Origin of the sequence: Salegentibacter maritimus, from assembly GCF_016236915.1 — a bacterium.
GTDB classification, from domain to species: domain Bacteria; phylum Bacteroidota; class Bacteroidia; order Flavobacteriales; family Flavobacteriaceae; genus Salegentibacter; species Salegentibacter maritimus.
Window position 1 is genome coordinate 127218 of sequence record NZ_JAEHOK010000006.1, and the last position, 13646, is coordinate 140863.

General features: G+C 36.9%; 10 protein-coding genes. 5 read left to right on the top strand and 5 right to left on the bottom strand.

Going from position 1 to position 13646, the window contains the following annotated elements; all coding sequences use genetic code 11:
• Nucleotides 1-129: 129 nt before the first annotated feature.
• Together hflX and I6U49_RS06445 are read left to right on the top strand one after the other, a co-directional pair.
• Nucleotides 130-1350 (top strand): GTPase HflX, encoded by a 1221-nt coding sequence (gene hflX, locus I6U49_RS06440; protein WP_193710065.1) that lies wholly within the window; start codon nucleotides 130-132, stop codon nucleotides 1348-1350.
• 76 nt (nucleotides 1351-1426) lie between these two features.
• Nucleotides 1427-2155 (top strand): hypothetical protein, encoded by a 729-nt coding sequence (locus I6U49_RS06445; RefSeq protein ID WP_198628033.1) that lies wholly within the window; start codon nucleotides 1427-1429, stop codon nucleotides 2153-2155.
• Nucleotides 2156-2157: 2 nt separating this feature from the next.
• Here I6U49_RS06445 and I6U49_RS06450 read toward each other — a convergent pair whose 3' ends face one another.
• From I6U49_RS06450 to I6U49_RS06460, 3 genes are all read right to left on the bottom strand, one after another.
• Nucleotides 2158-2565 carry a hypothetical protein gene (locus tag I6U49_RS06450; RefSeq protein WP_198628034.1) on the bottom strand — a complete coding sequence of 136 codons (408 nt, stop codon included), beginning with the start codon at nucleotides 2563-2565 and terminating at the stop codon, nucleotides 2158-2160.
• Between the two features lie 117 nt (nucleotides 2566-2682).
• Entirely contained in the window at nucleotides 2683-4065 is a 1383-nt protein-coding gene (locus I6U49_RS06455; protein ID WP_198628035.1) for a DUF5689 domain-containing protein, read from the bottom strand.
• Between the two features lie 10 nt (nucleotides 4066-4075).
• Complete coding sequence (locus I6U49_RS06460; protein WP_198628036.1) at nucleotides 4076-6889, bottom strand: peptidase associated domain and porin domain-containing protein; 2814 nt, start codon at nucleotides 6887-6889, stop codon at nucleotides 4076-4078.
• Between the two features lie 99 nt (nucleotides 6890-6988).
• Here I6U49_RS06460 and I6U49_RS06465 point away from each other — a divergent pair, with 99 nt between their 5' ends.
• On the top strand, nucleotides 6989-8071 hold the full coding sequence (locus I6U49_RS06465; RefSeq protein WP_198628037.1) for an endonuclease/exonuclease/phosphatase family protein: 1083 nt from the start codon (nucleotides 6989-6991) through the stop codon (nucleotides 8069-8071).
• A gap of 109 nt (nucleotides 8072-8180) precedes the next feature.
• Here I6U49_RS06465 and I6U49_RS06470 read toward each other — a convergent pair whose 3' ends face one another.
• Nucleotides 8181-8618 (bottom strand): hypothetical protein, encoded by a 438-nt coding sequence (locus I6U49_RS06470; protein WP_198628038.1) that lies wholly within the window; start codon nucleotides 8616-8618, stop codon nucleotides 8181-8183.
• A 226-nt stretch (nucleotides 8619-8844) separates the two neighbouring features.
• Between I6U49_RS06470 and I6U49_RS06475 the strand changes: the two genes are divergently transcribed.
• Both I6U49_RS06475 and I6U49_RS06480 read left to right on the top strand, forming a co-directional pair.
• Nucleotides 8845-9561 (top strand): energy transducer TonB, encoded by a 717-nt coding sequence (locus I6U49_RS06475; RefSeq protein ID WP_198628039.1) that lies wholly within the window; start codon nucleotides 8845-8847, stop codon nucleotides 9559-9561.
• 287 nt (nucleotides 9562-9848) lie between these two features.
• A complete protein-coding gene (locus I6U49_RS06480; protein ID WP_198628040.1) occupies nucleotides 9849-10607 on the top strand; it encodes a TrkA C-terminal domain-containing protein in 759 nt (252 codons plus the stop codon).
• Nucleotides 10608-10778: 171 nt separating this feature from the next.
• Here I6U49_RS06480 and I6U49_RS06485 read toward each other — a convergent pair whose 3' ends face one another.
• Complete coding sequence (locus I6U49_RS06485) at nucleotides 10779-13526, bottom strand: TonB-dependent receptor (RefSeq protein ID WP_198628041.1); 2748 nt, start codon at nucleotides 13524-13526, stop codon at nucleotides 10779-10781.
• Nucleotides 13527-13646: the final 120 nt, after the last annotated feature.

Sequence of the window (13646 nt, forward strand, 5' to 3'; positions counted from 1 at the left end):
CTGAACTTGCTTCATGATAACGGTTTTAAAAGCTTTTCAAACAGCTTTTTTTATATGTTTTTAGTTAAAAATATGTTGAAATGAATTCAGCAAAATCGCAGTAGCAATCTATTGTGTAACTTTGTATTTATGATTGAAAAAACCGACCTAAGCCACGAAAAAGCTGTTTTAATTGGTATCGTTACCAAAGAACAGGGGCATGATAAACTAAAAGAATACCTGGATGAACTGGAGTTCCTTACTTATACCGCCGGTGGGGAAGTAATAAAGCGTTTTAGCCAGAATATGGACAAACCCAATCCTAAAACTTTTATTGGTACCGGGAAGATGAACGAAGTAAAAGAATTTGTTGATGAAAACGAAGTAGGTACCGCTATTTTTGATGATGAACTTTCTCCTGCCCAGCAAAAGAATATTGAGAAGATATTAAAATGTAAAGTCTTAGATAGAACCACCCTAATCCTGGATATTTTTGCCCAAAGGGCCCAAACAAGTTATGCCAGGACCCAGGTAGAACTTGCCCAATATGAATATTTATTACCAAGACTGGCAGGTATGTGGACGCACCTTGAACGGCAACGTGGTGGTATTGGAATGCGTGGCCCGGGGGAAACAGAAATTGAAACCGACCGTAGGATTGTTAGGGATAAAATTGCGCTTCTAAAGAAAAAGCTCGAAACCATAGACAAGCAAATGGAAGTGCAACGCGGTAACCGCGGGCAATTGGTTAGAGTAGCCCTGGTAGGTTATACCAATGTAGGCAAATCTACTTTAATGAATACCATTAGCAAAAGCCAGGTATTTGCAGAAAATAAGCTTTTTGCAACCTTAGATACCACGGTTAGAAAAGTAGTGATTCGTAATTTACCTTTCTTATTAACCGACACAGTAGGTTTTATACGTAAGTTACCTACGCAATTAGTAGAGTCTTTTAAATCTACCTTAGATGAGGTAAGAGAAGCCGATTTGCTATTGCACGTAGTAGATATCTCCCATCCTAATTTCGAAGATCATATAGCCTCTGTTAACCAGATTATGAGTGAGATTAAAAGCAATGATAAACCAACCATCATGGTTTTTAATAAAATAGACCAATATGAAGCCGAAGAAATTGAAGAAGATGATTTGGTGACCGAAAAAACCAAAGCCCATTATACCCTGAAGGAGTGGAAACAAACCTGGATGAACAAAATGGGAGACAATGTGTTGTTTATTTCGGCTTTGAATAAGGAGAATATGGAAGATTTTAGAAGAAAAGTTTACGAAGCGGTTCGCAAAATACATATTACCCGCTTTCCATACAACAACTTTCTCTATCCGGAATATGATAAATATGGAGAAGAAAAATAACAATAGTAAGCCCCGAAAATTTCGGGGTTTTTTATTGAATTTTTCCGTAAATTGTGTTATACCAATATATTAGCTTATGAAAAAATTAACATTACTCCCTCTCTTATTTTGTTTTGGTTTTATAACAGCTCAGGAGCTGGATGGTGCCTGGAAATTAATTCAAAAGAACGGAGAAAAGGTCACCGATCGTGAGGTGATTAAAATAGTTCAGGACGGTTATTTTGCACTGGGCTCTAAAAGTCTGGCTAATGATGAGTTTTTAGGAGCAGCAGGTGGGGAACTTAACTTAGATGATGAAACCCTTACCGAAATAAGGGATTTTGACACTTACAATTCCGAAAATATTGGCACTGAACAAGAATTTAATATTTCATGGGAAGGAGAGCATATCTTAGAAATTTCTGATGGAATAGCTACCAAAGTATGGGAAAGAATATCTGAAGAAAGTGATGCTCTAACCGGAAACTGGGTAATTACGGGTCGCCAAAGAAACGGAACGATGAATACCATGACTCCCGGTGACAGACGCACTATTAAGATTTTAAGTGGAGGCAGGTTTCAATGGGTTGCCTTCAATTCGGCTACCAAAGAATTTAACGGATCGGGTGGAGGCACCTATACTGCAGAAAACGGAAAATATACAGAAAACATCGAGTTTTTCTCAAGAGATGTAAGTCGCGTAGGGGCCAGTTTAGAATTTCAATATGAAGTAAAAGATGGCAAATGGCATCATCGAGGCAAAAGTTCTAAAGGAGATCCTATTTACGAGATTTGGTCGCCATATAGCCAGGCTTATCAAAAATAAAGTTATTGAATAAGGAAAGCCTCCTTTGGTATGTAAAATTCTCCGGGAGGCACTTCTTTTAAATAAAACCGTATTGTCTTTTCACTTTCTATATATTGTAAACGTATTTTTCCGGAGCTTAGACTTACAGCACTTTCTATAGTTCCATCGTAAATACCTTTAGCAATTTTCACCAGATTAATACTAAAAGTACCGACCTCATTATTCCTACAGTCGGTTTTCCCTTCCTTATTAAAAACCACACAATGGTTTCCATTAATTCTGTTTTGATTTTCATATGTAAGCTGTAGCTCCATCGTGTTTTGACCATTTGGTGATTTCCAAAACCACTTACCGGACAAATCCTGGGATTGCTGAGAAAATCCCGAAATGAAAAATAGTAAAAACAGGTAGGGTAAAGTTTGCTTCATATATTAAAATTAAACGAATGTGATAATTTACTAGATAATAGAAGATTAACACTCATTTACGGCTAAATCATTTTTTTGCCCTTTAAGGCATTATTGTTTTAACAAATGGTAATTTACTCAATTCCCGGTTACCCGAATGTTATCAATATCATAAGTAGTGCTTTTATCTGGTGCGGCGCCCAAATACCTGAAAGCAAAATGAACCTGACCCTTTAAACAAGAAATATCAATCTTACTTTTCACAAATCCCCTACCGTATTGATTGGTGGGGCCTATAGGAATTATCGCATCTAAAGTTTTCCAGGTAGTGCTAACCACATTACCGGTAAATTCTTCGGCAATTAAAACACTTAAAATAGTTGCGTTATCGTAAGAAGCCATAATTTCAAAAGATAATTGGGCGTCTAACACAGTACTTAAATCTATTGCCGGGCTCACCAACCAGGCTTCCAGTGGAGTTTCTTCAGTATTAAAAGCCGAAATTCGCACATACCTGTTACCATCAAAAGTTCCGGGTTCAAACTTTTTACCTCCGTTTATATTGATATTGATCCACCCTGAATTTTCCAAAGAGGCAAGACTGGTAATATTGGTAAAATTTTCTTCAAAAATAACATCTATACCTTCAGAAGTATTGTTTGAGCAATGTAAAAACTCAGGATCACAGCGTTCAGCATTAAAACTTAAATCATCGGGGGAATTTACAGCGATCACAAAATAATCATCAAAAAAATTACGCGTTAGCACGCCTTTTACACTCCCTGATTCCTTTGGTAAATACAAAGATTTAAATCCGGAAAAAGTACTTGTACCAAGCATTGTACTGCCACCTGTGCTACAACTCTCCAATTGCCTTTCCCCATCATATTCATCGGTCACTTCCCCGGCAAAAGTATAGTGATGATTCTCTCTTAATAGATTTCGGTTAAATTGAACATCCTGAATTTCAATAAATAAGTTTTCGTGCATTTCCTTAAATTCTGAAATTTCTAATGGAAGCGGAACAATTTCAGCTGTTTCAGTAGTTCTAAGAATGTGATCGTCTATTCTGGAGGGCGGGATCGCTACCACATCTCCCCTATTTTGAAACCCTACCTGGTGTACTCCGTTATTAGACCATAAAGCAAGCCCATCTAATTTCACATAGATTTTACGGCCAAAATTATAAGTCTCAAACAGCGAATTGTCATCTACCAATAAAAGGATTCCCGCATTAGGATTTTCGGGTTTATCCTGTAACACCAACTCTTTATAAAAATTACCTCCTTCATCGCTAGAAACCACATAAGCCTCCATCCAGGTATTGGTTTCAGAAAACACATAAATCTCTTCGCTTTCAGGCTTAAAACTGCTTTTTACGGCTGAAATCCCGGTAATATCACCTTCTATATTCACCTCCTTAATTTCAGTTCCTGGCAATTGAAAATCATCGGTTTTTACACATGAAATTTGCAGAAACACACCCAAAAAGACCAGGTTTATTATTTTTAGTTTTTTCATCGCAGCAGTATTAAAATCGTATATAGACCATAGCAAAATAAGAAGCACCGGTTCCATACCAGTATTTTGGGTCAAAAATGGGGATTTCCCTCTCCCGGTCTTGTTTTAAGGTTCGGTAGTTGGCATTTCGGGATTGCTCAAAGCCACCCGTTTTATAGAGTTTATCAAAAATATTATTCAGACTTACAAAAAAACCTATAAATTTTCCTTTTACCAGCCAGGATTTACCACCTATGGCATTCACCAACATATAATCCTTAAACTGTTCTTGTTTTAGCATATCCCGGGCAATATTTTCGTCGAAATTTAAAATTGGGAGGCCATCGCTGTCATTCCTAAAATTTGCCGTTCTTGTTAAAGGACTTATATCTAAAAATGCGTGGGAAAAGAAATTGGCTGTAGTGGCAAAGAACCAATAATCGGCATCCCTATATTCAAAACCAATTTGGGCGGCTCTTTGAGGCCCGCCGGCAATTCGGTAATCTTTTAAATAAGAAGTTCCATAATCTACAATCTCATTAAAATCGTCTGAAGTTAAGTACAGGTTTGGGTTATTGTTATAAGTAAACTGCCCCAATGCCCCGGCTGCCTTTAATTTTATAGCCGGGGTTATTTTTGCTTCAATCCCCATTTCTAAACCTATATATTGTTTATCTATTCCGCTTAAAACCTCCTGAACAAAAGCCGTGGTGCTATTTCTTCCCAGGCCTGACAGCCCATCGGCATAATAAAAAGAGATTTCGGTGGCGTTTTTTATTTGGGTATAATAAGCAGAGATTCTGGCTTTAATATTTGGAGATCTATAACGGTAACTAAAATCTATATTCTGAATTTGTTCGCTTTTAAGACCCTTTACAACCTCATTATTTTGTCGGGAATTTGAAAAGGAATTTCTAAGATTGGGCGGTTTAGAAAACCAGGCTGCATTAAAACCCAACAAGTGTTTTGCGGTAATTTTATAGTTTGCACCAATTTTTCCTCCAAAATCGGTAAAATTCAATTGTTCACTTTTGCCCAGGGAATTATCGGGATAATTGCCATTTTGAAACAAACCATCTCGCTGATAAGATGTTTGGGAAGCCTTAGTGGCAGCATAAAAATCAAGGCGATCGTAATCGAACTTTAATTGGCCAAAGGCTTTGGCCGAATTCGCATAAAACCGAAAATTATATTTATAGGCCTCATTTTCGGTTACACTTCTATTTGGATTTTGAAGATCGCTTTGCGCCCTGTTTTCAAGGGAGGTTTCCCGGTCTCCTTCAGCAAAGAAATCTACATCAAGAAAGTTGTCACCGCCCAGCATATCTTTAATTGAGGCAAAATTATGCGAATTCAAATAAGCAAAGGCCAGTTTCCCATTTAGGTCTATATGCTCATTTATTTTAGCTGAAAGAATAGAGTTCAAATCAAATTTTAGATCATCGTTTCTATCTTCAGCCAATGCGTATAAGGTATACCCGGCAGCTTTATTCGCATAATACAGCTGTTGCCAGTCAAATTGTCCATTCTCTTTAAACTCTTGTTGCGCCAGGTAAGCTGCTTCATAATTAGGATTGTCTTTAAAGCGCAAATAATAGCTGGGTAATTTTTGATAATAAGTAGGGTCTGGATTGGTGCCGCCACCCACATAACCCGACTGGCCATTAATTTCTACCTTTTTGGTCCCTCCAAAATCTATCCTTGAATTGCCGGTTTTTCCAAACTGAAAAGCGAAATTATTATTGATTCTTATTTTCTCAGAAACATCCCAATAATGATTCAACATCAACACGGGTTCTTTTATTTCCCTAACCCGGGAATTTCTAACCTCTCCATCCTGGTAACCCCAGTAAGCATTATACTTTCGGCCTTTTAATTCGAAAACCTCTTCAGTATTGGGAGAAGACTTTCCGCGGATATTCGGCGTATAAAAACCGGCAAAATTAAGACTATGTTTTTCATTAAAAGTTTTTTCAACCGAAAGGAAAAAACCATTGGCATCGTACAGGCTCCCGTCTACGTAAGCTTCTTTTGCAAACCTTCGGGAGGCTGAAACTGCATAAGCCCAGCCATTTTTCAACTCTCCTGAACCATAACTTGCCATGAACCTGCCATTATAACTCCTATTAGCCGCTGCGATAGAAGCTTTACCACCTTTGGCGTATTTTGAAGCCCGCATAATTATATTGGTAGTTCCGGCCAATCCGCCAAAACCAACTTCAGAAGGGCTAAGACCCATCGAAAAAACCTGGTTGCGCTGCACATCGTTTAATCCGCCCCAGGCACTCCATTGGGGTCGGCCGGTATAAACCTTATTCATTTCTACACCATTAATCAAAACCTTCCCGTGTTCGCTATCAAGTCCGCGAGGCCTAAAGAAAGTCTGACTAAAATCGAAAGCTGCCGCGTTAAGAAAAACATCGCGGGAAGCCTGTAAAAAGCCTGAGAGGTTCTCTATATATGCTTCATCCTCATCTAGCTCGGCATCAGAAAGACTTATAGTACTTATTTGATTGGCATAGTCGGCTACAACAGGCTGCATAAGAATAAGTCCCATATCTTTAATCCCTGCTTTTTCGATAATTACCGGGATTCTAAGTAGTTTGTAATTGGCCAGGCTTATTTTTAAAATATGTTCGCCGGTTGGGAGATCTTTGCCGGTAAGTATAAAAGTGCCATCTTCAGCAGAAAGGGTTTCAAAAAAGCTTTCCTCGATTTGAACTTTGGCACCCGATAATTCTTTATAGGTTTGCGCATCTACCAACTTTCCTTTCAGCGAAATTTCCTGTGCTAAAGAGCCAGAAAACCCCAATGCAAAAAAGAACATAAAAATTAAAAATTTCATAGCCAGGTAGTGTCATATTCAATATAAGTTAAGATATTTAAGAGTTAAAAATCAAAATATCAACACTTTACAACAATAATTTAGCGTTAATGTAAGACTATGAGTACCCGTATTTTTCCCCTTTTTGTTTTTTGTCTGTTATTCCTTTTAGGAGTTGAAAGAGGATTCTCACAGGAAAAGGAGTATAAAATTATAAGTGTTGCCTTTTATAATGTTGAAAATTTATTTGACACCGAAGATAATCCGTTCACTTTTGATGATGATCGTACCCCGAAAGGAAATGATGTTTGGACGCAGGAGAAATACCAGGATAAAGTGCAAAAACTAGCCAGGGTTATTACTGAAATAGGCTTTGAAACCACAAATCAGCCTCCAGCAATTGTAGGCGTCTGTGAAGTGGAGAACCGGGGAGTTTTAGAAGACTTAATCAATGAACCTAAACTAAAACAATACAACTATGGTATTGTACATTATAACTCTCCAGATCGCCGTGGAATTGATGTTGCTTTATTATACCGAAAGGATATTTTTAAATTAGAAAATTCAGTTTCTCACGAATTATTGATCTACAACAGCAAAGAGCCCGATAAAAGGGTTTATACCAGGGATCAGCTGGTAGTTAGTGGTAATATAGATGATGAAAAGTTACATTTTATTGTAAATCACTGGCCTTCCCGAAGTGGTGGAGAAACAGCAAGCAGTTACAAACGGGAAAAAGCGGCGGCACTAAATAAAATCATTCTTGATTCCATCTTTAAAAAAGAACCTTTAGCCAGGGTAATAAGCATGGGCGATTTTAATGATGACCCTACCAATAAAAGCTTTAAAGAAGTCCTGAAAACCAAAGCTGATGCAACAGGCCTAAATCCGCATCAGTTATATAATCCTATGGAGCCTATGTTGAAAAAGGGAATGGGGACACTTGCCTACCGCGATGGCTGGAATTTATTTGATCAAATTCTTGTGTCGGGCGCATTAACAACTAAGGATTATTCCGGCTTTCAATTTTATAAAGCAGGCATTTTTAATAAAAAATATCTTATCACTAAAAACGGACAATACAAAGGTTATCCCTTTAGAAGCTATGGTTATTCGGGATATCAGGGCGGTTATAGTGACCATTTTCCGGTGTATATCTATCTTATAAAACAAGTTGCTTATATTTTATCTATTAAGAATTAAATAAAATACCCCGCGATAGGCTCACGAGGTATATAATAAAATTTCTTTTAGATTTCGCGCTTAGCCGCCCGGCATTAAATCTAGCTTATCGGGGAAAAACAACTGTTTATTAAAACCAGGCACTCCATGGAATTCGGGACAACATCACCAATAATCCAAGGGTATAAAATATAGCCAGGGTTTTAAATTTTGGCTTTGAGGTAAGTTTATTCTTATGCTTAGAATACCCAATTGTTATCAACACTAACGCAATAATCATCATTAAAGGGTGCTCCATGATGTAAAGTCTAAGTGTAGGATCTGGCATAACCGTACCCATACCCTTTTCTAATAATACAGAAAAATAAGGGGAAGTAAAATATAAGACCACTCCTATTAAAAACTGAATATGGGATGTGATAAGCGTAAAAAGAGCAATTCTAAAGTTGGTGGCTCCGTACTCTTTATTTGAAGCATACCCAATAATTGCATTTAAGGAGGCAACAAATAAAACAATAAGCACTAAATAGGCCCAATAAGAATGTATGAATTGTACTGTTGGATACATAAAAATAATTTTTTAGTAAATATAGGATTTTCTATAACAAAGCTACTCAATTATAGGTTAGTTTATACCACACTTCAGCATTTATAAATTAATCAAAAAACAACACCAAACACATAAAAATGATGTTTATGTACTCTTATGGCATTTTAATTGATACATAATCAGTCAACCAGCCTTTCTATTACACTTTTAATTTTCGAGTACTAACTGTTAAATAATCTATCTTATGAAACCCAAGAAAAATCCAAAAGCCGATCTTCGAAAAAAATCAAATTTGTTTTTATCCTTCGGACTTATCCTTGCTTTGCTGGCCAGTTTTCTGCTAATAGAATGGAAAGTTTATGATAAAAAAGACATCAGCTCACAAAAAGTATATTTTGATGCGCTGGATACCGAAGAAATTCCTATTACAGAACTGGCAAACACACCACCTCCCAAGCCTCCGGTAATTCCCGATGTAATAGATGTTGTTGAAGACGATCCCGAGCTTGAGGAAGACGAGATTGAGTCTAGCGAGATAAACCTGGACGATATTGTAGAGCCCGGGGAAATAGTTGAACCTGAAAACGTAGAAGAACCCGAAACAGTACCTTTTATCTTACTGGAAGATGTCCCCATATTTCCGGGCTGCGAAGCCTTAAAAGACAATAGCAAAAGAAAAGCCTGTATGACCGAAAAAATAACTGCTTACGTAAATAAAAATTTTAATAAAGAGCTGGGTAGCGAATTGGAATTATCAGGGGTAAACCGCATCAACATTCTTTTTCAAATTAATACCGAAGGAGAAATAGTAAACATACAGGCACGGGCACCACATCCACAACTTGAAGACGAAGCCAAAAGAGTTATAAAATCTTTACCAAAAATGAAACCGGGAAAACAACGTGGAAAACCTGTTAATGTAAACTATTCATTACCTATAATTTTCCAGGTTCAAAATTGATATCACAGTATAACTAAGAAATTTGTTTTTATAATAAGCTTCTAGAATAAGGCTAAAAATTATCAAGGCTGGAAACTTTATTGGCACCGCCAAAGGGTGTAATAGCCCGAGGAAGTTTACTGATAAATAAAACTCGAATAGCAAAAGAGTTTTAACCAGTAGAGATTAGGCTCGTAGAACTAAAAAAGGTAACAGGTAATTAGAAAATATTAACTCCTGAATATGCTAAGAAAAATCAGAAAATAGTTTATCTTTTATTGATACAATAGTCATGTAAAAGATTAATTATGATTGCCGCTGTTACCTTATTTTTTATCATCACCCTTTCAGCCTTAATTACACGCATTGCAGCTATTGCTTTGGCGCACACGGGACTTTCTACCCAAATAGCAAGGTTTCAGGCACGCTCTGCATATACCGGCTCGGGTTTCACTTCATCAGAAACTGAGAAAATAATGAACCACCCGGTTCGTAGAAAGATTATTTACAGCCTTATGCTTATTGGTAATGCCGGTATTGTAACCGCTATGTCTTCCTTAATTTTAACTTTTGTGCTGCCAGACAGTAATGCTTCCCGGCTATACGGTTTACTAATTGTAGTGGTAGGCCTGGCTATATTATGGTGGGCCATTAGAAGCGATTGGGTAGACCGCGGACTATCTAAAGTGATTAATAGAATGCTAAAAAAATACACCGATATAAATGTACAGGATTATGCGGCCGTATTACACTTACACGATAATTATCATGTAAGCGAAATGCGAGTAGAAAAAGACAGTTGGCTAGCCAATAAAACTTTAATAGAATTAGACCTGAGAAAAGAAGGCATAACAGTTCTTGGGATAGATAGAAAAGGCGAAGGCTATTTAGGTTCCCCTACAGGAAATTCGAAAATATTGCCACTTGATGTTATTACCGTGTACGGCAAGGCAGAGGTTTTTGAAAGCATCTACAAAAGATCTCGTGATATTGGTGGTGAAATACAACATCAAAAATTTGTTGAAAAAGAAGCCGATAGGAAACAGCAGGAAGAAGGTAAGAATTAAGAAAAAACTAAAGAATAGTTTTCTTTATCATATTAAAAAGGCTTCTTAATAGAAATTAAAAGAGTGTAAAACGCGGTATAATTAATGTTATTCTAAGAAACCACTCAAAATAAAAAGGCCGTCTAAAAATTGCTTTTAGACGGCCTTTTTTGTGATCTTTTATTCTATTAACTAGAAGTTAAAGGTTATTCCCGCATTCCAGGTTCTTCCAAATCCGAAATAAACTCTGTTATTCACATTAACTCCGTTATAAGTTTCATCTCCAGCTCCAGCTAAAAGATTAGTGTCTGCCTCAGAAATATACATAGTATCAAAAACGTTATTGACATTAAGTCTAAAGTTAAGACTATTATTATCTTTCCCAATTGGCAGTCTAAACGAAGCTCCAGCATCTACCAACCCATAAGAAGGTAGCTTTAATGCCTTAAAATTATCGTCGCCTAATGCATCAGTTGCATCGAAATCAGCATAAAGATTATCTATATATCTATAATTAGCATCAATTCCAAGACCTTCAATTATCTCATAGTCAGCACCAAAACTAGCAGTAAGTTGCGGTGCATCTCCAACTTTTACTCCGTCCAAAGCCAAAGTTGCAGTTTGTGGATTTCCATTTTCGTCTAAAATTGGTTCTTGATCGTTATCGAAGTAAGTTGCTTCAACATCTCCCTCATACTCCCAATTTCCTACAGAAAACATACCTTTAAACCTTAATTTATCTGACACTCTTCCAGTAAAATCAATTTCAAGACCAGTATGTACTTGAGTAATTCCATACAAATTGGCTCTACCTCTTATTTCCTGAGGAGTTTCTGCATTAAATACAGCTCCCACATCCTCGAACCTATCTGCCCAGGATGTTCTGTAAATATTTACATTGGCACTAAATAAACTAGATCTAAATCCATATCCAATCTCGGTTCCAATTATTTGTTCATTTTGAAGATCTGGGTTTAGATTATTTCCAAAATTAATATAAACTGCATCAAAAAGTGGCTGTTTTGAATAGTAGCCTGCATTTGCATATACATTATGCATTTCATCTATATTCCAGTTTAAACCACCTTTTATATTACCTCCAATAATATTCTCCCAATCTGTCTCCTGATTTCCTTCAAGTTCTCCAAAGTATTCCACTCGCTTAAAACCTTGATTTGAAATAGAACCTTGAACAAAAGCTGAAATAATTTCGTTATTATATTCTAACTGTCCAAAAGTACCAGCCCATCTTACTAAACCGTCATTATAATAATCGATCTTTTCTTCTGAATCTATATCAGAAAACACCCAGAATTTGGGCTCAGCTGAGTATGTTTCTCTTTGTACAGGATCTGGATCATTATTAATGTTATCTGTTTGAAGATAAGCATCTCCTCCAAGTAGATCATTAACTCTTCTATAATGAATTCCTTTATAAGTTCTTAAATCAATACCTACATCTAAAGTAAGTTCATCTGTTAACTGGTTGCTTAAGTTAGATAGTACTCCAAACCAGTTATGAGAATTTATTGAAGCTCTTCGGCTAATACCATTGGCAGCAGATCTATCTCCATTCCCTTGATTAAGATAAATTCCATCAGTCAAAGCTCTTTGTCCTGTTGGGTTATCGTCGCTCCCAAAATCTGGTACAGCCTGACCACTATTATAAGCAATAATATCGTCTACCCTAACCAAACCATCTTCAGTACGAGGTAAGGCGAATTGTCTTCTTCCGTTTATTCTTCCTATCTCGCCTGTTCCACCACCACGACCAAACGATGCATAAGCTGAAGTAGAAAGCTGAGTCTTAGAATTAATGTCAAAATCCCAGTTTAAAGACATAATTGGTTTGTGATAGAAGTTTTTTCTAAAAGAATACTCCTCTCCATTTCTGTATCCCCACTCTTCATTATACTTAATATTAGGCTCATCATTATCACTATAACGTTGATAAGTTTCTATTGAACTACTTCTACTACGCTGATGATGCCATTGTGGAGCTCCCGTTACGGTAAACTGAAAGTCATGTTTATCGTTAGGTCTATAACCAAAACCCAAGTAGTAATTATACCCCTGAAATTTCGTACCATCTACATAACCATCACCTTGAGTTTGGCTCAATAACACGGTAGTGGAAAAACCACTTTCCATTAATCCAGTATTATAAGAAGCAATAGTTTTTAAGTATCCGTCATTACCTGTAGTGGCGGTAACAAATCCACCTTCAGATTTATCCGCAGCTCTGGTAAGGACATTTATGGTTCCACCTACAGAAGATACTGCTAATTTAGAAGAACCAAGTCCTCTTTGAACCTGTATAGCAGAAGCAACATCACTTAAACCAGCCCAGTTACTCCAGTAAACAGAACCGTTTTCCATATCATTAATTGGCACACCATTAATCATCACGGCTGAGTTGTTGGTATCAAAACCTCTAATATTAATACGAGCGTCTCCAAATCCACCACCTTGTTTGGTAGCGTAAATTGAAGGGGTGTTATTAAGTATTTCAGGGAATTCCTGAGAACCTAATTTCTCCTGAATTTCAGCTGCTTTAATAGTCGATACAGCCACAGGAGTCTCACGATCTTTTGCTAAATCGGCTACACCAGTAATTACAACTTCAGCCAAAGCACCAGCATCAACCCCTAAAGAGATCGTGCCCAAGTTTTGGGTTTCTCCACCAGACACATTAAATCTGACAGTTTTTCTTTCATAACCAATAAAAGTTATGTTAATCTTACCTGTAGTTGACGAAACGTCAAGGGAGAAATTCCCATCAAAGTCCGTAGTAGTCCCATTGCTGGTACCTACTACCATAACCGTAGCCCCAGGCAATGGACCGTCCATTTCAGAATCTATCACCGTACCGGTAATAGTTCCTTGAGCAAAAATTGTAGCTGATGTTAAAAACAACGCTAATGCTAATAATTTCCTCATGTTTAAAATTTGTTTGTTTTGAGTTTAAATTTCGATGCAAATGAAGTCAAATCTTTCAAATCCCGGTTTATCAGAATGTTAATAAATTTAACTTTAACATCTCTTTCGCTGCAAAACTAA